The sequence below is a fragment of the Methylophilus medardicus genome (genome assembly GCF_006363955.1).
In the GTDB taxonomy this organism is placed as follows: domain Bacteria; phylum Pseudomonadota; class Gammaproteobacteria; order Burkholderiales; family Methylophilaceae; genus Methylophilus; species Methylophilus medardensis.
On sequence record NZ_CP040948.1, the window covers coordinates 2,121,485 to 2,140,939 of the forward strand.

At 51.3% G+C, this 19,455-nt stretch carries 26 protein-coding genes; 7 read left to right on the forward strand and 19 right to left on the reverse strand.

Features of this window, described 5'->3' with window-relative positions:
• The first annotated feature begins 28 nt into the window (after nt 1-28).
• Nucleotides 29-901 (forward strand): hypothetical protein, encoded by an 873-nt coding sequence (locus tag FIT99_RS10015; RefSeq protein WP_140004151.1) that lies wholly within the window; start codon nt 29-31, stop codon nt 899-901.
• A 60-nt stretch (nt 902-961) separates the two neighbouring features.
• Here the strand turns inward: FIT99_RS10015 and FIT99_RS10020 are convergent, their stop codons facing one another.
• From FIT99_RS10020 to FIT99_RS10085, 14 genes are all read right to left on the reverse strand, one after another.
• A complete protein-coding gene (locus tag FIT99_RS10020; RefSeq protein ID WP_140004152.1) occupies nt 962-1,603 on the reverse strand; it encodes a lytic transglycosylase domain-containing protein in 642 nt (213 codons plus the stop codon).
• A gap of 64 nt (nt 1,604-1,667) precedes the next feature.
• A complete protein-coding gene (locus FIT99_RS10025; protein ID WP_140004153.1) occupies nt 1,668-3,377 on the reverse strand; it encodes a proline--tRNA ligase in 1,710 nt (569 codons plus the stop codon).
• A 67-nt stretch (nt 3,378-3,444) separates the two neighbouring features.
• The gene (locus FIT99_RS10030) at nt 3,445-4,086 is read right to left on the reverse strand and encodes a hypothetical protein (protein WP_189524738.1); all 642 of its coding nucleotides are present in this window, start codon (nt 4,084-4,086) and stop codon (nt 3,445-3,447) included.
• Nucleotides 4,055-4,564, reverse strand: a complete 510-nt coding sequence (locus FIT99_RS10035) for a TPM domain-containing protein (protein WP_140004154.1) — start codon at nt 4,562-4,564, stop codon at nt 4,055-4,057. Before FIT99_RS10035 ends, FIT99_RS10030 begins: the two co-directional genes overlap by 32 nt.
• A gap of 17 nt (nt 4,565-4,581) precedes the next feature.
• On the reverse strand, nt 4,582-5,454 hold the full coding sequence (locus FIT99_RS10040) for a TPM domain-containing protein (protein ID WP_189524739.1): 873 nt from the start codon (nt 5,452-5,454) through the stop codon (nt 4,582-4,584).
• Nucleotides 5,455-5,461: 7 nt separating this feature from the next.
• Nucleotides 5,462-6,058: a LemA family protein gene (locus FIT99_RS10045; RefSeq protein WP_140004155.1), complete on the reverse strand. Its 597-nt coding sequence runs from the start codon at nt 6,056-6,058 to the stop codon at nt 5,462-5,464.
• 77 nt (nt 6,059-6,135) lie between these two features.
• Nucleotides 6,136-6,822, reverse strand: a complete 687-nt coding sequence (locus FIT99_RS10050) for a uracil-DNA glycosylase family protein (RefSeq protein WP_140004156.1) — start codon at nt 6,820-6,822, stop codon at nt 6,136-6,138.
• A gap of 13 nt (nt 6,823-6,835) precedes the next feature.
• Nucleotides 6,836-7,297 (reverse strand): ribosomal protein S18-alanine N-acetyltransferase, encoded by a 462-nt coding sequence (gene rimI / locus FIT99_RS10055; protein WP_223261181.1) that lies wholly within the window; start codon nt 7,295-7,297, stop codon nt 6,836-6,838.
• Nucleotides 7,298-7,307: 10 nt separating this feature from the next.
• Nucleotides 7,308-8,009 carry a tRNA (adenosine(37)-N6)-threonylcarbamoyltransferase complex dimerization subunit type 1 TsaB gene (gene tsaB, locus FIT99_RS10060; RefSeq protein WP_189524740.1) on the reverse strand — a complete coding sequence of 234 codons (702 nt, stop codon included), beginning with the start codon at nt 8,007-8,009 and terminating at the stop codon, nt 7,308-7,310.
• Between the two features lie 107 nt (nt 8,010-8,116).
• Nucleotides 8,117-8,926, reverse strand: coding sequence for a 3-methyl-2-oxobutanoate hydroxymethyltransferase (gene panB, locus FIT99_RS10065; RefSeq protein WP_140004158.1), 810 nt, complete (start codon nt 8,924-8,926; stop codon nt 8,117-8,119).
• Nucleotides 8,927-8,986: 60 nt separating this feature from the next.
• Nucleotides 8,987-9,625: a deoxynucleoside kinase gene (locus tag FIT99_RS10070; RefSeq protein ID WP_140004159.1), complete on the reverse strand. Its 639-nt coding sequence runs from the start codon at nt 9,623-9,625 to the stop codon at nt 8,987-8,989.
• 13 nt (nt 9,626-9,638) lie between these two features.
• Nucleotides 9,639-10,124, reverse strand: coding sequence for a 2-amino-4-hydroxy-6-hydroxymethyldihydropteridine diphosphokinase (gene folK, locus FIT99_RS10075; protein ID WP_140004160.1), 486 nt, complete (start codon nt 10,122-10,124; stop codon nt 9,639-9,641).
• Nucleotides 10,124-11,470, reverse strand: coding sequence for a polynucleotide adenylyltransferase PcnB (pcnB, locus tag FIT99_RS10080; protein ID WP_140004161.1), 1,347 nt, complete (start codon nt 11,468-11,470; stop codon nt 10,124-10,126). Before pcnB ends, folK begins: the two co-directional genes overlap by 1 nt.
• A 34-nt stretch (nt 11,471-11,504) precedes the next feature.
• Nucleotides 11,505-12,056: a cob(I)yrinic acid a,c-diamide adenosyltransferase gene (locus FIT99_RS10085; protein ID WP_189524741.1), complete on the reverse strand. Its 552-nt coding sequence runs from the start codon at nt 12,054-12,056 to the stop codon at nt 11,505-11,507.
• A 62-nt stretch (nt 12,057-12,118) separates the two neighbouring features.
• Between FIT99_RS10085 and murI the strand changes: the two genes are divergently transcribed.
• Entirely contained in the window at nt 12,119-12,901 is a 783-nt protein-coding gene (gene murI / locus FIT99_RS10090) for a glutamate racemase (protein ID WP_140004163.1), read from the forward strand.
• Nucleotides 12,902-12,980: 79 nt separating this feature from the next.
• On the opposite strand, the gene FIT99_RS10095 is transcribed toward murI, so the two are convergent.
• Together FIT99_RS10095 and FIT99_RS10100 are read right to left on the reverse strand one after the other, a co-directional pair.
• A complete protein-coding gene (locus FIT99_RS10095) occupies nt 12,981-13,169 on the reverse strand; it encodes a zinc-finger domain-containing protein (protein ID WP_018987681.1) in 189 nt (62 codons plus the stop codon).
• Between the two features lie 47 nt (nt 13,170-13,216).
• Nucleotides 13,217-14,134: a branched-chain amino acid transaminase gene (locus tag FIT99_RS10100; RefSeq protein WP_140004737.1), complete on the reverse strand. Its 918-nt coding sequence runs from the start codon at nt 14,132-14,134 to the stop codon at nt 13,217-13,219.
• Nucleotides 14,135-14,263: 129 nt separating this feature from the next.
• Between FIT99_RS10100 and FIT99_RS10105 the strand changes: the two genes are divergently transcribed.
• From FIT99_RS10105 to FIT99_RS10125, 5 genes are all read left to right on the forward strand, one after another.
• Entirely contained in the window at nt 14,264-14,854 is a 591-nt protein-coding gene (locus FIT99_RS10105; protein ID WP_140004164.1) for an SCO family protein, read from the forward strand.
• A 187-nt stretch (nt 14,855-15,041) separates the two neighbouring features.
• Nucleotides 15,042-15,527: a bacterioferritin gene (gene bfr, locus FIT99_RS10110; RefSeq protein ID WP_140004165.1), complete on the forward strand. Its 486-nt coding sequence runs from the start codon at nt 15,042-15,044 to the stop codon at nt 15,525-15,527.
• Entirely contained in the window at nt 15,524-16,000 is a 477-nt protein-coding gene (bfr, locus tag FIT99_RS10115; protein ID WP_140004166.1) for a bacterioferritin, read from the forward strand. Before bfr (FIT99_RS10110) ends, bfr (FIT99_RS10115) begins: the two co-directional genes overlap by 4 nt.
• A gap of 135 nt (nt 16,001-16,135) precedes the next feature.
• Nucleotides 16,136-16,363: a (2Fe-2S)-binding protein gene (locus tag FIT99_RS10120; protein ID WP_140004167.1), complete on the forward strand. Its 228-nt coding sequence runs from the start codon at nt 16,136-16,138 to the stop codon at nt 16,361-16,363.
• Between the two features lie 139 nt (nt 16,364-16,502).
• Nucleotides 16,503-17,435 (forward strand): DMT family transporter, encoded by a 933-nt coding sequence (locus FIT99_RS10125; RefSeq protein WP_140004168.1) that lies wholly within the window; start codon nt 16,503-16,505, stop codon nt 17,433-17,435.
• A 39-nt stretch (nt 17,436-17,474) separates the two neighbouring features.
• On the opposite strand, the gene FIT99_RS10130 is transcribed toward FIT99_RS10125, so the two are convergent.
• Genes FIT99_RS10130 through gmhB form a run of 3 tightly spaced genes read right to left on the reverse strand, consistent with a single transcriptional unit; the run spans nt 17,475 to nt 19,440 of the window.
• Nucleotides 17,475-18,188, reverse strand: a complete 714-nt coding sequence (locus FIT99_RS10130; RefSeq protein WP_140004169.1) for a M48 family metallopeptidase — start codon at nt 18,186-18,188, stop codon at nt 17,475-17,477.
• On the reverse strand, nt 18,185-18,898 hold the full coding sequence (locus FIT99_RS10135) for a lysophospholipid acyltransferase family protein (protein WP_140004170.1): 714 nt from the start codon (nt 18,896-18,898) through the stop codon (nt 18,185-18,187). Before FIT99_RS10135 ends, FIT99_RS10130 begins: the two co-directional genes overlap by 4 nt.
• Nucleotides 18,898-19,440 carry a D-glycero-beta-D-manno-heptose 1,7-bisphosphate 7-phosphatase gene (gene gmhB / locus FIT99_RS10140; RefSeq protein ID WP_140004171.1) on the reverse strand — a complete coding sequence of 181 codons (543 nt, stop codon included), beginning with the start codon at nt 19,438-19,440 and terminating at the stop codon, nt 18,898-18,900. Before gmhB ends, FIT99_RS10135 begins: the two co-directional genes overlap by 1 nt.
• Nucleotides 19,441-19,455 lie beyond the last annotated feature (15 nt).

Consider the following 19,455-nt stretch of genomic DNA (forward strand, 5'->3'; position numbering starts at 1 on the left):
ACTTATATAAAAACAGGATCACGGAGATATGCAATTCATCCCAAAAATAGTGTGCGGACTGGCCTTATGTTGCCTGTCGTTTTCAATTTATGCAGACATCTTGCCTGAAGCAGAAGTGGGCATCAAAATCCCACTTGTTAAAAAGCCCACCACCCGGCCCATGTCGGTCGCCTACTTGCCTAGCAACCAGCATTACTATATCGCTGATGGTGGTTTGGCGCCCATGGGTAGCGAGTTTGAAGCCCCGATCTCAAAATCCGAAGTGCATGCCTTTAGCGCTGATGGCAAATACCTGAACTCAGCCAAGCCTGGCTTTGATAATCGCTCACTGTATTTCAACCCCAACTCAGGCAAGCTGGAAACCATTACTTATAACATTTCTAGCGCGGTTGGTTTTTTACCGAACACGGGTATTTTCAGCCTAGCAGTGAATGATCGTGGTGAAATATTGGATACCTCTGCCGACATATCACAATTCAATCCGGCCTTTGGCGATGCCGGCACCATGCCCAGTTACGACCCGGTGACTAAGCTTTACTATGCCAAGCAAGACAGAGGCAATCTGGTGTTTGTTGTTGATGCTAAACAACGTGAAAAAATGCAAGAGATCAAGCTAGACTTTACTAAAGCACAAGTCGCGCATGATGATGTGAGTGATCACTACATTGCATTTACTGGTGTAGCGGGCAACGAGTTAGCCCTGCTGGATGTTGATCATAAAGCGGTACTGATTTTTGATTTAAATGGCCAATTTGTCGGCAAAAGTGCGCTGCCAGCCACCATGAAATTACGGTCGCAAAATCACTTCAATGGCTTAGGGTATTCCAACGGTATGATGTTTGTTTACCATGAACCAGAAGGCGAGTTTGGCACTTATTATGGGTTTAAAGTGGTCAAATAACGATGCATTAACCATAAAAAACCGCGCTGATGCGCGGTTTTTTATGGTTAAGTTTTGCGCCTATTGGCTGGCCATATTCAGGGGGTCAGCGGCATTTGCGGGCGAGTAGTGCCAATGATTTCGCCAAGCGCCAACCACCAAGTTAGGGTAATCGGGCTTGCCTAAACTACCGTTATAGCGCCCAAGCGCGCGGTAATAGTCCCCGTGCTCAATATCCAAATAGTGACGCAAAATGGTACAGCCGTAGCGTAGATTTAAGCGCATATCAAACAGGTTGTGTTCATTGGCGCCAATCGACTTCACCCAAAACGGCATCACTTGCATATACCCACGCGCGCCGACGCTTGAAACTGCATACTTTTTGAATCCGCTCTCGACATGAATCAATCCGAGCACCAGTTGCGGGTCTAAGCCGGCACGCGTGGCTTCATAATGCACAGATTTGAGAAAGTCTTCACGGTATTGCGCATCGGGGATACGCTTGGCGAGTCTGCCTGACATGGTCTGCAGCCACTGCTGCGCGGATTGCTCTGACTCAAACAATAAGCGCGGCGCGGCCAAATCACTGACAGACTTTTGCATTAACGCTTTCACGCTATTTGCCAAAGGCTCTTCTTTTTGATTGCCCGCCATAGACGGTGCTGACCAGGCACATAGGCCGGCCAGCAGTATTGCAAACAAACACAAGAAAAGTTTTTTCATCGCGTCTATTGTAGTCACATTCATCCCCGCAAAGGCGCCAAACAGAGGGATGAAATCCCTCTAGTTACTGACCAAGTTTGTCACGTAAAAACGCCACACACTCAGTGACTTGCAAGTTTTGTGCCTCAGCATCGGTGCGCCCTTTGTATTCGACCTCACCCTGTGCCAAGCCCCTATCGCCAATCACGATACGATGGGGAATCCCCATCAAGTCACTCTCGGCAAACATGACGCCAGGACGCTCGCCACGGTCATCTAACAAGACATCCACCCCTGCTTGTTGTAATGCCGTATATAGCGTGAACGCCGCCTGTTTGACCGCGTCACTTTTATCGAGGCCAATCGGGCAAATGACCACGGCAAACGGTGCCATGCTCAAGGGGAAAACAATCCCTTTGTCATCGTTGCCCTGCTCAATGGCAGCCCCGACAATACGTGAAACGCCAATGCCATAACAACCCATTTCCATGACTTGGGTTTGGCCGTTTTCGTCGAGATAAGTCGCTTGCATGGCCTCGGAGTATTTGGTGCGCAACTGAAAAATATGGCCGACTTCAATGCCACGACATAAACTCAACTGCCCTTTGCCATCCGGACTCATGTCCCCCGCGACAACATTGCGAATGTCGGCGACAACTACCGGCTCTGGTAAATCACGGCCAAAATTGACACCCGCCAAATGGAATTTGGGTTTATTCGCACCACAGACAAAGTCACTCATCAAGGCAACGGTGCGATCGGCGATCACGCGCACCTTGTCACTCACACCGACCGGGCCAATAAAGCCGGGCGGGCAATTTAAGTGCGCGCGAATTTCTTCTTCAGTGGCCAAGCGGAAAGTTGTCACCCCGGCCAGTTTGCCAAATTTCACTTCGTTTAATTGGTGGTCACCGCGCAATAAAGCCAGGGTGAATACCTCATCGACCATCAGGGCAACCGACTTCACCGTGCGGCTCACTGGCAGCTCAAGCAATCCCGCCACTGCTTCACAAGCGGTTTGTTTTGGCGTATCCACCTCGCGCATCGCCTCACTGGCGGCTGCACGCTGACCGGAGGCGACTGCTTCGGCCAATTCTACGTTGGCCGCGTAATCTGACTGCTCACAATAGGCCAGGGCATCTTCGCCGCTGTCTGCGAGCACGTGAAACTCTTGAGAACCATCGCCACCAATCGCACCGGAATCGGCTTTCACAGCACGAAATTTAAGGCCTAAACGGGTGAAGATATTGCTGTAGGCCGTGTGCATAGCCTGATAAGTATTGACCAGACAGTCAGCACTAGTATGAAACGAATAGGCATCTTTCATTAAAAACTCGCGCGCGCGCATCACGCCAAAGCGTGGTCTGATTTCGTCCCTGAACTTGGTCTGAATCTGATAGAAGTTAAGCGGAAGTTGTTTGTAGCTGTTGATTTCTTTACGCGCGATGTCAGTAATCACTTCTTCATGTGTCGGCCCAAAACAAAAATCGCGCGCGTGGCGATCTTGTATTTTTAACATTTGCGGGCCGAATACCGCCCAGCGGCCGGTTTCTTCCCACAGCTCTTTGGGCTGCACCGCTGGCATCAATAACTCTAGCGCACCTGCTTTGTTCATTTCATCACGCACGATGTGTTCTACTTTGCGTAAGACCCGCAAGCCAAGTGGCATCCAGCTATACAAACCACTCCCCAGTTTTTTGATTAAGCCTGCGCGCACCATCAGTTGATGGCTAATCAACTCAGCGTCGGAAGGGGCTTCTTTTTGGGTGGCAATGAAAAATTGTGAGGCGCGCATAAAATCACTTTTAAACAGAATCTAAAAGCGGGATTTTAGCCTTAAACCGAGGCTGAGTCACTCACGCTTATTCGGGCAAACGATCCCCTGGGGTTGCGCGATGCAGGATGGGACTATCGGTGGGAATGTAACCGTCTTTCCACTGCGCCATGGGCACAATCGTCGCCGGCGAGCCATTGTCATAAAACCAGCTATCAACGGCATATTCAGCATGGTTGTCGAGCTGCTGAATGACAGCAGCACTGTGTGGCCAGCCGGTAAAAAAGAATTTGCGGGTGCGGGTATCTAAAATACGATGAAAGCGGACCAAGCCGGCTTGCTGCATCAGCCGTAGATAGGTGGTGCTGTTAATCGCTTCGTCATTGCAATCTTGTTGATGCAGGTAGTCACGATTATTAAAGGTGCCTGCGCGATCTGCGGCGGTGCCCACTTTAGTCCCCACCATATCTTCCAGCACGCCAATCGCTTGCGACATTGCGATCCGCTCAGCTTCGGCGCTTTCGGGGGTTGGCGTAAACAGTCTGACGACGTTGGCCCACTCAGCCGCTGTCAGGCTAAGCGTGTCGACTTGCACACAACCGCCGCCTTGGCATACTTCAAAAGCAGCTAAGGACGGGGTGGAATGGTAAATCCGGTTAATATCGTTTAGGTCTGCATGGGCAGGCCAGACGACCGCGTTACAAAATAAGCACGCGATTAGATAACTCATTGCGCGAGATCGCTTCTGGCGGAAAATGTTTCGCCAACTGCTCGCCAATGGCTTGTATGCCGTACAACACACCCGATTCAAACTGCCCACTTCTGAACATCCCTTCCATGTGTTGGCAGATCTGCTGCCAACCAGCCTCGCCAACTTGCCTGTGTATGCCGCGGTCAGCCACAATCTCTACATCATGGTCGGCAAGCAACAAATAAATCAGCACGCCATTGTTGTGCTCGGTATCCCAGATATTGAAATGGCCGAATAAATGCATGGCGCGTCGTCTGGGAGACAAGCCTTTAAATATCGCGTACGTGGGTAAACCAGATTCAATCACTACCCGGATTTCACCCGCATGGTGGCGCTCACTTTGCGCAATCGCGTGCTCAATGTGTTTAAGCGAATCCGGTGGAAACAAACCGCTCACATGCCTTGGATGGCTCCAGGCATGTCTTAACCAACGTTTAATCGGGTGCACTGATTTCATGATTGATTCAAGCCCTGTTACCAGTCACCGGAAGCACCGCCGCCACCAAACCCGCCGCCGCCACCGCTAAAAATATCCGGCCCTCGACTTCCGCCGGAATAGCCGCCGAGTCCACCCGGGTAAGGGCCATAGGTCCCCGCCCCACCCCGCCCACCCATGGCGAGCGTAAACACAAAGGCTGCCAGACCGATGAAGCCCATGATCAGGGCGGTTGCTCCCAACCAGCCAGCGAGCCCGCCTAACAAGCCGCCAGTGACTAAACTGCCTGGAAAATCACCCAACATGCCTTTAAAGATTGCGCCGCCGATAATGGCGGCGAACATCAGGATGGGTAGCATACTTAACCAGTCATCGGCATGCGGCTGTCGCTGCTTTTTGGTCGGTGCGGGCAGTTGCTCGCCTTGAATCAACTTGATCAAGCTATCGGTCGCCAGATTTAAGCCTTGATAAAACTGGCCTTGTTTGAAGGCGGGGGCAATTTGCTCACTGATAATGCGTTTGGCAATCGCATCCGGAATCGCGCCTTCAAGACCGTATCCAACCTCGATACGCATTTTCCGGTCATTTTTGGCTACGATAATGATGACGCCGTCATCTTGCTTTTCGCGACCAATTTTCCAGGCCTCGGCCAAGCGAATACCAAACTGTGAAATCTCCTCCGGCTGTGTGCTTGGCACCAGCAACACTGCGACTTGCGAACCCGATTGTTGCGAAAACTGACTCAATTTTTGGTTGAGCGCCGCCTGCTCGTCTGCCGACAGCGTTTGCGTTAGATCTGTCACCGCTGTTTGCAAGGGTGGCAGTTCGAGCAAACCGTCGGCGGCTTGGCTGTGTGCCATGGCAAACAGCAAGCCACAGCCTAGCAATAAGGATTTCCAGCACGCCAGCATTCAGGACTTACTTATTGTCGCCAAAATCGACTTTAGGTGCGGTTGAAATCGCTTTTTCATTCTCTACCGTGAATGAGGGCTTGGCTTGATAGCCAAACATCATGGCGGTTAAGTTATTCGGAAAGCTACGTACAGCGACGTTATATTGTTTGACCGCTTCGATGTAGCGATTACGGGCAACCGTGACGCGATTTTCGGTGCCCTCGAGTTGCGCTTGTAGATCTCTAAAACTCGCATCGGCTTTTAAGTTAGGATAGTTTTCAGACACCACCATCAAGCGAGACAGCGCACTGGTTAATTGCCCTTGTGCCGCCTGAAACTTGGCAAAGGCTTCCGGATCATTGAGTAACTCAGGGGTGACTTGCATACTGCCGACTTTGGCGCGAGCAGCGGTAACCTCCGTCAATACTTTTTCTTCGTGTGAGGCGTAGCCTTTGACTGTAGAAACCAGATTGGGCACCAAATCAGCACGACGTTGGTACTGGTTCAACACCTCAGACCAGTTGGCTTTGGTTTCTTCGTCCAAGCTTTGAAACTGGTTGTAACCGCAGCCAGTTAAGCTCAGGCTGGTGACCAGTAGTAGTAGGTTAAATAATCGACGCATGTCAGACTCCAGTCAAAAAACAATCATTGCAAAATATAAATTCAATACCCATTAGATGCGGCTGGCAACGGACAAATTCAAGCAGGTACCGCCGTGTTTTTCGCCAGCAATAGACATAAGTCCTGCCAAACCTCCCGTTTAAGCAACTGATTTTGCAAGATGGCGAGCGGTGGATGCGTGACTACAAGCCACATTGACCCCACATTTAACAGGCGCCCCCTGATGGAGGCGAGTTCGGTGTGCTGCGTGCCTAAAAATGCATTCGCAGCTTCGAGGCCAAACAGCACGCAAAAACTTGCTTGCACCTGATTCGCGCCGATGGTTTCTGTGTGAATGGTCACTTGGTCTGCTGGCAATGCGAGCGCACGGACAATATTGTGCAACAGTGTGTGGCTCGCTGCATCAGCGGTTGGCGGACAACACAGCAACCATGGTGATTGTAGTAGCGGCGCGGTGGTGACGTTGGCAGTGGGAACGTCAGATGACACTGCGAGCACCTCTGTGGGCAATTCTAGCGCCGTTGCTGGCGCTTCCCTATACGATGCCACCGGTGCTGCTGGCGCCTCTGCCGGCGCAAAGGGCACGGGGGTGTTTAAGCCCTCAGCGGTGAGCGCGACGGACTGCTCATCCATCGTTGCAACAACCTCGCTGACCACTGGCACCGCAAGTGGCATGGTCTGGAGCGGCTCAGTCGCGGGCATCCGTGCACGCCAGACCGGCAGCAAGTCCAGTTCACGCAACATATCTTCACGGGTCAAATGCATAGCGGCCTCACATTCATAACGCCAAACCCATCAGTACCGCATCTTCTCGGCCGGTCTTGGTCGGATAGTAGTGGCGTCGCAGGCCAATTTCACAGAATCCCATCGACTCATACAAGGCAATGGCTTTGTGATTACTCACCCTTACCTCTAGAAACATATTGGCCGCTTGATGGCGTTGCGAAATCTCGATCATATATAACAACAATGTGCGCCCCAGACCCTGACCTTGGTAGGCTTGCGCCACACTAATATTGAGTAGATGCGCCTCATCAAGCACCATCATCACCAGCGCATAGCCCGCAATGTTGCCGGAAATCTCCATCACCCAAGCGCTGTAGCCTGAATGCAGCGAGTCTTTAAAGTTACCCACGGTCCATGGGTGAGAATACAGCGTTGGCTCAATCTGGCTGATGACGGCAAGATCATCGTCAGACATCGGGCGAAAAGTGAGGTGTTGTTGTGGCAAGGCACTCATCATCATTCGCCTACAACGTTTGTCCTTGTGCACGCTCAGCCGCCGTGAGTGCGACCCGGTTACGCACATATAGCGGAGCAGCTTCATGCGCGGCTTGTACTTTACCCGCAGCAAACAATGGCTGCGCCAGTGTCAGCATGGCGCCCGCTTGCGGGATCAGCGCTGGGCAAACACGGTCAACTTGATCGTGATAGCGCGCAGACAACACCTGCGCAAACACATGCCATCCACTGCCTGCGCCTAGCCAACCATGGCCTTCCACCGCGGGAACATCTTGTGGCTTGCACACCGTGACAGGAGAGACTGCCAGCCAGCCTTCGGCTTGACGCACCATGGCCGCATGGTAGACCTCGCCCATCCGCGCATCCAAGCACACCAGCACTTTTTCGCTTTGCGTTGCTTGCCAAGCGGACTCTGCCACCGCTAGCACGGCGCTGATGCCGACGACTGGCAGCTGTGCGCCAAACGCCAAGCCCTGCGTGACGCCCACCGCCACCCTGACCCCGGTAAACGCGCCCGGCCCCGCACCATAGACCAAGCCATCAAGCTCGCTCAGCGCCACACCAGCCTGCGCTAGTAAACGCTGAATTTCAGGCAGAATACGCTGCGATGCAGCCGGGCCGGTCACTTCATCAAACGTGACTAAGCCGGCCTGTGTTTGCAAGGCAAGCGAGAGTGTTTCAGTGGAGGATTCAATCGCGAGTAATTTCATTGTGTGTGTCACCAAACCGGTATTTTGCCACAAGGCAGACGCCGAAGGCAGCGATGACTGTCGTGGCGATCATGCACAATGCCATGCGCCAGTGATTGATCATTACATTAATAACTATGCTGCGCTTGAGGAAAGCGCCCTGTTTTAACCGCCTCGACATACTGTTGGAGCGCCAGCTGCACACTGCCTGCTTGCTGCAAAAAGTTTTGCGCAAATCTGGGCGCGCGGTAATCTTGTGGGAGCGTCTCTGCTGGGCCGCTATAAATACCCAATAGATCTTGTAACACCAGCACCTGACCACTACACCCTGCCCCCGCACCGATGCCGATGGTCGGCACTGCAATCGTTTGCGTAATTTGGGTGGCTAGGGCAGCTGGAATCATTTCAAACAGCACCATACACACGCCCGCCGCCGCCATGGCTTGTGCATCCGCTAACATACGCTGGGCATCCGCTTCGGTTTTACCCTGAATTTTGTAGCCGCCTAACTTTTCAACAGACTGCGGGGTGAAGCCTAAATGCGCACAAACCGGTACCCCATGTTCGACCAGATAGCGCGCAGTAGCCACCATGTCACCCGCGCCTTCAATTTTGACGAGATGGGCACCGGCGGCGATCAGCGCTTGTGCGTTCGTCAACGCCGTCTCAACATCCTGCTCATAACTGCCAGCGGGCATATCTGTCATGATGACGCTCGCGGGCGCACCCTTGGCGACCAAACGGGTGTGATAAATCATGTCTTGCATGGTCACCGACAGCGTATTGCTAGCCCCTTGGATCACCATGCCAAGCGAATCGCCCACCAGCAATACATCTACGCCTGCCAGCGCTAATAATTTTGCGAACGTGGCGTCATAGCAAGTCAGCATGGCAATTTTCTCGCCGCTACGCGCTTTAGTAAGAAGGTTATTCAGCATCTGTTTCCACCGTCAACGGTTAGTCGGGCCGATTCACCGGGCCTAGACCGTCAGATTGCGTTAAAAATTGGGATTAAAGTACTCGCGACTACTTTTGATCTGGCGAATCCGCTCGATCAGCAATTTAAAGGCTTCCGGGTCTTTGGTGATATTGAGTTTTTCGTTATTGACGATCAGCAAAGGCGATGCATCATAGGCGTGAAAAAATTCACTGTAGGCTTCGGCCAATCGGGCAATATATTCACGTGGCATGTCTTGCTCATAGCTAATATTGCGCTCTTCAATCCGGTCCATTAAGGCGTCTACTGGTGTTTGCAGATAGACGACCAAATCCGGCTTGGGCGCTTTGAGCTGCAAGTGATGATAAATCTGGTGATACAAGGAATACTCTTCTTCATCCAGATTGAGCCGCGCAAAGAGCGGATCTTTTTCTAGAAAAAAGTCAGAGACCGTGGGCTGACCAAACATATCGCGCTGCGCCATGTCTTCGATTTGGCGTGAACGCTGAAACAAAAAGAACAACTGCGTCGGCAGCGCATAACGCTGTGCATCTTGATAAAAGCGCGTCAAAAAAGGATTTGCCTCGGCTTTTTCAGACAACAACTCGACTGAAAACTGATCAGCCAGCATGCGTGCTAGGGTGGTTTTGCCACTGCCAATCGGACCTTCAATGACAACATAAGGAAAACGCGTAAACATGGTGATTGCTCGTTCAGTATTGGGGCAGTTTGCGCACGTCATCGTGCTTGTATTCTGCCATCCATTCTACAACAGTCTTTCCTTGTGGCAGCATAAAGTCAGGCACAATTTCAGCCAAAGGCAAAATCACAAATCCGCGTTCATGCATGCGCGGATGCGGTAGTTTGAGCAATTGGGTATCGAGTTGCATGCCGTCATAATCCAGCATATCCAGATCTAACACGCGCGGCGCGTTGGGAAACGGCCGCTCACGACCAAACCCTTGTTCAATCGCCAGCAACAGTTGCATCAATTGCGCAGGGGGGATGTCCGTGGCCACGCGCACCACCGCATTAATAAAGTCAGGCTGATTATCATAACCCACTGGGGCGGTCGCATACAGGCTTGAAGCAGCAAGTAAGGTTAACCCCGGCGTATTCGCCAGCAGGTCTATGGCGCGGCTGACTTGTGTGGCGGGCTGTTGCAGATTACTGCCCAACGCAATCAGGGCGATCGCCATTAAACAGCTTCTCCGCCCACTGATGTTTTTTTGCGCGGCTTGCGGCGGCGTTTTTTTGGTCCGCTTTCAGGCAACAACATCGCAGTGCGCTCGTCTGTGCCCGCATCGGCAAACCGTGTCCACCAGTCACCCAGCGCCTGCGGCAATTCGCCTGAGGCACAACGTAGCAGCAAAAAGTCATAGCCAGCGCGATATTTTGGATTGGTCAACAAGGCATAAGGCCGCTTGCCAGAGCGTTGTTCAAAGCGCGGCTGCATCACCCAAATTTCTTTCATGGTCGCGGTATAGCGATTATGTATCGCCATCTTTTCGGCCTGCTTGTCGATGACTTCATTCATCGCTTCATGCAGCGCCGGGATCATGTGCTCACCACGTTTTTGATTTTCTTGCCAAGCCAACAGCACCTCATGCCACAGCAAGGTAGCAAACAAAAAGCTTGGGTTAGACGACTTACCAGCCTGAATGCGCTCGTCGGTATTTTTTAGCGCCAACATGACAAATTTTTCGCCCATTGGCTGCTCGAGCACTACATCTAGCAAGGGCAGCAAACCATGGTGCAACTGTTGCGCACGTAAAGCATTGATGCTCTCGATTGCATGGCCGGACAAAAAGAGTTTGAGCATTTCGTCGAACAAACGGCTGGGCGGGACATCCTCTAACAAGTTTGCCAGTTTGCGGATGGGCGCTTCCGTTTCGCGCTCTAGTTTCAAACCCAATTTGGCAGACAATCGAACCGCACGCAGCATGCGAACTGGATCTTCTTGATAACGTTTGAGCGGATCGCCAATCATGCGCAAGGTTTTAGCGCGAATGTCGGCTACACCGTGGTGAAAGTCTAAGACCTCTTGTCGTTTGGGGTCGTAATAGAGCGCATTGGCGGTGAAATCGCGCCGGACGGAGTCCTCCTCGATTGAGCCAAACACATTGTCACGGATGATGCGGCCACTGTCATTGGTCTCAGCATCGCCTTCACTCAAATGATGGCCGCGGAACGTCGATACTTCGATGGTCTCATGCCCCCACAACACATGCACCAATCGAAAGCGACGGCCAATAATACGCGACCGTCTAAACACTTTATGTACTTGCTCTGGCGTGGCATTGGTGGCGACGTCAAAATCCTTGGGCGGATGATTCAGCAATAAATCGCGTACGGCGCCCCCCACGATATAGGCCTGAAACCCAGCTTTTTGTAGCTGGTCACAGGTTTTTAATGCCGCTTGACTGATGTGCTTCTGGTTGATTTTATGTTTGCCCGCCTGAATGATTTGTGCCGCAGGCAATTGGGTATGGGTATTCACATTGACACGACGACGGAATACTTTTTGTAAGAATTGTTTAATCATGATGGTTGCGTTTCGAGCACCAGCCTAAGCCAGGCTACAGTTTATGTTGGTTATTCCACAAGACATCCGGCACCGCTGCATGCCGGTTAAGGGTGCGACACAGGACAAATAATAAATCGGAGAGTCGGTTTACATATTGCAACGCGACCGGCGTCACGGGCGATTGTGCATGTAACGCATGCAAAATGCGCTCCGCGCGTCTACACACGGTACGCGCAAGATGGCACACCGCTGCCGCACGACTACCCCCGGGTAAAATGAACTCTTTTAATGGAGTCAGCTGTTCATTCCAGCCGTCCAGCGTCAACTCTAACAACGTCACCCGGCCAGCCTGTATAAAGGTATGGCCGGGCATACACAACTCTCCGCCGAGATCGAACAAGTCGTGCTGAATGCCTAATAAGCAATCCCGCACGTCATTGGGCAGCGCTTCCACCAACAACATGCCGATGACGGCATTCAGCTCATCCACGTCACCCATTGCGGCCACGCGCAAATCAGATTTCGCAATGCGCGAGCCATCACCAAGGCCGGTTGTGCCGCTATCACCCGTTCGCGTGTAAATCTTACTCAGCCGGTTGGCCATACCTGACACCTGTCTAAAATCCGATATAATCCCCCCATTATAAATCATACCGTGCCATTTCGATGTGCCCAACGATTGCAGTCAATGCCCCAGTCGGCGTGATGGATTCCGGCGTCGGCGGTCTCAGCGTGCTAAAACACCTCGCCCGCCAACTCCCCAACGAACATTTCACCTACTTTGCTGACAGTGCCCATGCCCCTTACGGCAACAAAACAGCCACCGAGATTCAACAGCGCTGCTTTGAAATTGCAGAGACACTGATTGCGCAAGGCGCCAAAACCTTAGTGGTCGCTTGCAACACCGCCACGGCGGCAGCCATCGGCGCGATGCGTCAACACTACACACTCCCGATTGTCGGCATGGAACCCGCCGTAAAACCTGCCGCGGCCGCCAGCAAAAACGGCATCATCGGTGTACTTGCCACCACCGGCACCCTACAAAGTGCCCAATTCGCTGCGTTACTTGAGCATTATGGTCAACAAGTGCAGGTCATCACTCAGGCGTGCATTGGGCTGGTGGAATGCATCGAGCAAGGCCAGCTTGATACCCCGCATACCCAAGCCTTATTACGGCAGTATTGCCAGCCGCTGATGGATGCAGGCGCCGATACTGTTGTGCTTGGCTGCACGCACTATCCGTTTGTACGTGCCCACATACAAGCCATCGTCGGGCCAGCGGTCACCCTGATCGACACCGGCGCCGCAGTGGCCAAGCGCTTACATCAGGTATTAGCCGAAAAAGAACTACTGAATACAGCGAACGAGGCTGGGGATTTTGTATTTTTAACGAGCGGGACGCAGGCAACACAGCGGGTGATGCATACATTGTGGAATATTTCTGCCTAGCAGCTTGCTTGTGAATACTGATCAGCACTTATCATGAAAGCGACCAACAAAAAACCCACGCAAAGCGTGGGTTTTTTGATTAATGATGATGCACCTGCGTGCCCGGCTTCAACTTAAACTTCGTGCCACAATAAGGACAGGAGACTTGTCCGGTTTTGGCCACATCCAAAAACACTCTAGGATGCGATGCCCACAAAGCAACTTCTTTGGTAGGACAATGCAAAGGCAAGTCTTTACCGTCTACTTCAAACTCTTTGACATCGGACATTTAAACTCTCCAGCACGCAGGCAAATGTATTTTCTAAAAGCGCGGATTTATACCAAGGTCAGCCAATGGGCGTACTTTGGATTTTTACCTTTGACCACATCAAAATACAAACTTTGTAATTTTTCAGTGATCGGGCCGCGTGTTCCTTCGCCAATCGCGCGGTTATCTAACTCACGGATAGGCGTCACTTCGGCAGCTGTGCCGGTAAAAAACGCTTCGTCAGCGCTGTACACTTCGTCACGCGTAATGCGCTTTTCAATGACTTCCAAGCCCAGCTCAACTTTTGCCAAGTGGATGATGGTGTCACGCGTGATGCCTTCGAGTGCGGAGGTCAGGTCTGGCGTATACAGCTTACCATTGCGGATAATGAAAACGTTTTCACCAGAGCCTTCTGCCACAAAACCGTCAACATCTAACAGCAAGGCTTCTTGGTAACCGTCTTGCGCAGCCTCTTGATGCGCGAGAATACTGTTCATGTAGTTGCCGTTAGCTTTGGCTTTACACATAGTGATATTGACGTGGTGACGGGAGAATGAAGAAGTTTTGACACGGATACCTTTGGTAATCGCCTCTTCCCCCATATAAGCACCCCAGCTCCAAGCTGCCACAATCACATGTGTGGACAAGGTTTTAGCAGAAATGCCCATGGCCTCAGCACCGTAAAACGCCATCGGACGTAAGTAACCGGATTCGAGGTTATTTTCACGCACGGCGGCTCTTTGCGCTTCTGAGATTGCCTGTTTGTCAAAAGGCATTTTCATGCCGAGAATGTGTGCACTGCGGAACAAGCGGTCTGTGTGCTCTTTCAAGCGAAAAATCGCTGTGCCCTTGTCGGTTTTGTAGGCACGAACACCTTCAAACACGCCCATGCCGTAATGCAAGGTATGGGTTAATACATGGGTAGTAGCATCACGCCAGTTGACCATCTTGCCGTCGTACCAGATAACGCCGTCACGGTCTGCCATCGAACTCGGTATTGCCATTTAAACTCGCCTTTAATCCGTCAATCATCAAAAGCATTATTGTAAACCAATCTGCACGCTTTTCGCCTATGCTAGAATCCATTTCGGTGATGATTGACAAGGATTTTTTGCATGTCTATGCGTTTTAAGTGGGTTTATTTGGCATTCGCATTACTCGCCATGTTATTGGTCGCCTGCAAGCAAGGCCCGGCTGCCAATTTTATTGGCACCGATTTAACCGGCACCCAATTCGGCAAACCGCTGTCACTGACCGACCACCTCGGCCAACCACGCAGTATTGACGACTTTAAAGGCAAACTGGTGGTGCTCTTTTTTGGCTACACGCATTGCCCAGACGTCTGCCCCACCACCATGGCGGATTTGAAAAAAACCATGCAATTACTGGGTGAACAGGCCAACCAAGTGCAAGTGTTATTTGTCACGGTAGATCCGGAACGCGATACGCAAGCCGTGCTGGCACAGTTTGTACCCAGTTTTGACCCACGCTTTATCGGATTGCGCGGCACGGTCGCTGAAGTCGCCGCCAATCTGAGTGAATACAAAGTGTATGCTGCCAAGGTGAATGAACCGGGCAAATCGGGCTACACCATGGATCACAGCGCTGGCCTCTATGTGTTTGACCAGCAAGGCGCCCCCCGCATTTATTTGGGTTATGGTGAAAAGCCGGAGAACATTGCGCACGATTTGCGCTTGCTGCTGTAGCGTCCACCTAGTGGTGATGTCGTTTTTTGATTTTGACAAGCTTCCCCAATGGCATCAAGAACGATTTTCATTTATATTTTTATTTAAAATATTATTTAAAATCAAATAGTTACATTCATTATTTCATTGCATCATTTCTGCTTTACTGTATGATGACTACATCAAAAAATATCATCAGGAGCCGACAATGAAGGGCGATAAAAAAATCATAGACACCTTGAATGACTTGCTAGCAGGCGAGTTATCTGCCAGCGATCAATACCTGATTCATGGTGAAATGTATGCAGACATGGGGCTGAGTGTGATTTCAGAGCACATTTTGCATGAGTCTCTGCATGAGCGTGAACATGCGCGCGCATTGATTCAACGCATCCTGTTCTTGGAGGGCAAACCGAATTTAGCCAAACGCGACGGGCTCAATATTGGCAAAGATGTAAAGTCCATGCTGGAGTCGGACTTGGCACTTGAATATACCGTAGTCAAACATCTGAAAAAAGCGATTGAGGCCTGTGAGCAAGCGCAAGACTTTGTCAGCCGCGAGATGTTGCTGGTGCAGCTAGATGATACCGAGATGGATCATGCCTACTGGCTAGAAAAACAACTGAGCCTGATCAAACTGGTGGGGATTGAAAATTATTGCCAGAGCCAGATGAACAGTAAGGAGCAGGCATGAAAGGCGATAAACAAATCATTCTCACCCTAAACAAGGTGCTTAAAAACCAGTTAACTGCCATTAACCAGTATTTTTTACATGCGCGCATGTTTAAAAAATGGGGACTCGAAAAACTCAACGATTATCAGTACAAACAATCCATCCGTGTGATGAAGGAAGCGGATGAGATCATTGAGCGCATTTTGTTTTTAGATGGCCTACCAAATCTGCAAAATCTGGGCAAACTGATGATCGGTGAAGATGTGGTGGAGTGTCTGCAAGGCGACCTCAGCTTTGAAAAAGAAGTGCAACACCCGCAACTGGTCGAAGCAATTGCAGAAGCTGAAAAATTGCAGGACTACGTGACACGTGACTTATTAACAGAGTTGTTAGAAGCCTGTGAGGAAGCCGTCGATTGGCTCGAGACACAACAACGTTTGATCACTGACGTCACGTTGCCGAATTATTTGCAAACGCAAATTGCCTCAGATTAAGCACTGTCTGCGCTTGTATCTTTAAAACTAAGCCGCGTAAGCGGCTTTTTTCATAGCCAGTCACCGCCAAATGGGTCTTGACAAAAGCGCATTAAATGATAATAATTATCATTAGTGATCTTAAACAGAGGCAATATGTACGTTTGCGTGTGTAATGCAGTGACCGAACGCCAAGTCCATGAGGCAGTCAGACAGGGCGCGAAAACCGTGAAGCATTTAAAAGACCAATTGGGCGTGGGCGCTGAGTGTGGCAAGTGTGTCAGCTGCGCTAAAGCCTGCCTCAAAGAAGCGCACGCAGAGCAGCATCCTGGTCTGGTCAGAAAAATGATCCAACTGACCCCAGTGCAACTCGGCGCGGCCTAATTTGTAGTTTGCGTCCGCGCAGGCAAGGCTTACAAGGGGCGTTCAGCCCCTTTATTATTGTGTGCGATGCGCTTTAGCCAGCACTTGCCAAAGCGACACCTGCCGTAAAATAGGGCAGTTACCTTTGCAAAACCATCAGATGCCCCCTTCATCCTCCCCACAACTAGAATGGCGAACGCTATTGCTTTTGCTCACGCCGCCACTATTGTGGGCGGGTAATTTTATTGCGGCGCGCGCCATCAGCAATCAGGTGCCTCCGGTCTGTTTATCACTGATTCGTTGGGGGCTGGCATTATTGTGTTTGCTCCCGTTCGCCTTGCGGCCATTCATGCGTGAGTATCGGCAATACTGGCATTATCGCTGGTATGTATTAGGCACCTCGCTGACCGGGGTACTGGCCTTTAATCTGCTGGTGTATTGGGGATTACACTCCACCAGTGCGACCAATGGCATTATCCTGAATTCATTTATTCCGTTTTTGGTAGCGCTGTTTGGCTTTCTGTTTTATCGACAGAGACTGCCTGTACAACAATTGTTGGGCTTACTGGTGTCGCTGGCAGGGGTGCTTACGGTGGTCTCACACGCCGATATACAAACCCTGCTTAACCTAGCTTTTGCACCGGGGGACGTGATCATTTTCGTAGCGATGATTTTCTGGGCGCTGTTTACTTTATGGACCAAAGCGCTCCCTGCATCACTGGATCGTAGCGGGCTGATGTTATGTCAGGTATTGATTGCCTTGCTGCTATTAATACCGCTCTCGGTGTGGGAAAGCCAGCATAGCTTAATCACCATTAGCCACGCGCAGACTGGGTGGGCACTGGTGTACATCGGCATTTTTCCATCCGTGATTGCCTTTCTGGCTTACTCAAAAGCCGTCAGCCGGGTAGGCTCGGTGCGTGCCAGCGCATTTATTCATGCCATGCCGATTTTCGGCGCACTGCTCTCAACCCTACTTTTACAAGAAGTGTTTCATCGCTATCAATTGGTAGGCATGTTGACGATCTTTACCGGCATTTGGCTAGCGAATCGCTCCTCAAGCCGACCGAGCACCTCAGCGAAAGAAGCATAAACAAACCATCGCAGGCTGCTGTCCTAAGCGCCGCGCCGATTAAGTCATGCGATGCAATATGGGTGATAGCGCTTTTAAGGTTTTTTCAGCTTGCGCATGCGCGGGAAACAAGCTGGCTTGCAGTGCATAAAATCTGGCGGAATGATTCATCTCTTTGAGGTGCGCCATCTCGTGACAAACCACATACTGAATCACTTGTGGTGGCGCCTGAATCAGCCGCCAATTCAAACGGATTTGCTTGCGGCTGTTGCAGCTCCCCCAGCGCGACTTGGCATTCGACAGCGCAACTGCACTGACTGTTTCCCCCATTTGCGCAGCAACCAGCGCGACCCGACGCTTAAAATCTGGCAGCGCCTGTTGTGCGTACCATTGCAGCACCTTGCGCGCGACCCAATCTGCTTGCTCGGTATGCGGCGAACGGACCAACAGCCGGTTGCCCTCCAAGGTAACTGCCTTGATGGTGGGATGTGCGATCAACGTCAAGACAATATCTTGCCCCATAAACAACAGCGGCTCACCATCCAGCCATTGCATGGGCGCCACCTGATTTGCCAACCTGAGCGCCAGCTTTTGTTGAATCCAGCCGGATTTCTCTAATAATATTTGCTGTAATTGGGTCGCAGTAATGCGCTTGGGCGCATGCACCACGAGGCCATGATCGGTAATCTTGAGGCCGATGGTTTTACGCGCGCGTAAATCTAGCTGATAAGGAATCTGTTGCCCATTGGGCAGTTGCAGCTGCCGCGCGATCACAGATGCAACATCTCCGCTTCAATCCAATCTTCGACCTGCTTATTCAGCGCATCAGGCTTTAGGCCGTTAGTCTCCATCGGCGGACCAATGACCACGCGAATCACCCCGGGATATTTAAGAATCGAGTTCTTGCGCCAGAAGCGTCCGGCATTATGTGCCACCGGTACCACAATGGTTTTTGCGTGCACAGCCAGCCATGCACCGCCAATGTGATACTTAGCGCGAGCGCCGGGCGCAGTACGTGTACCCTCTGGAAAAATCACCACATTCAAGCCTTGCTGCAAACGGTCTTTGCCATGGTTCACCAGCTTTTTGAGCGCTTCACGGCCTGCACTACGGTCAATCGGAATCGCATCCAAGGCCCAAAATGCCCAGCCTAAAAAAGGAATCATCATCAACTCTTTTTTCATGACCCAAATTTGCGGTGGAAAAATACACTGTAAACCAATGGTTTCCCAAGCAGATTGATGCTTGGAAAGGATCACATGGGCGCTAGCCGGAATATGCTGACTGCCGGTGACTTCATAGCGTAAATTACACGTGACCTTGAGCCACCACAATACGCTGTGCGCCCACCCGCTGACCCAACGCGAACGCAAGACTGCGGGTAAAGGCATGAGTAATATAGCCAGCAATGAAAAGGGGATGGTCAACACCACCAGACCTAAATAAAACAACCAAGCACGCGCATACAAGCCTAGCGTTTGCATTATTTATCCCCAGCCAGAATAAGCTGTACCGCGGCTTCGAGGTCGGTAACAACCAATGTGCCTGCAGGCAAGGCGGCAGATTGGTAGGTTTCTTCACCTTTGCCCGTACGCACTAAATAAGGCTGACAACCGGCTTTGGCAAAGGCTTGCAAATCTCGCAATGCATCGCCCACCGCGGGCACTTTAGACAGATCGACATTAAACCGCTGACCGATTTCTTCAATCATACCGGTGTTGGGTTTTCGGCAATCACAGTGATCGTCTGCGGCATGCGGGCAATAAAAGACGGCATCAATACGCCCCCCCACCTGTGCTAAAGCCTTATGCATTTTGTCATGGATGGCATTGAGGATCGCCATGTCAAAATAGCCCCGCGCAATCCCCGACTGATTGGTCGCCACCGCAACACGATAGCCATGCTGATTCAGTAAAGCAATCGCTTCGAGGCTGCCCGGAATCGGAATCCACTCGTTGGGATTTTTGATAAAAGTGGCACTATCGCGGTTGATCACACCGTCACGGTCAAGAATGACTAACTTCATGCATAAACTCCTGAC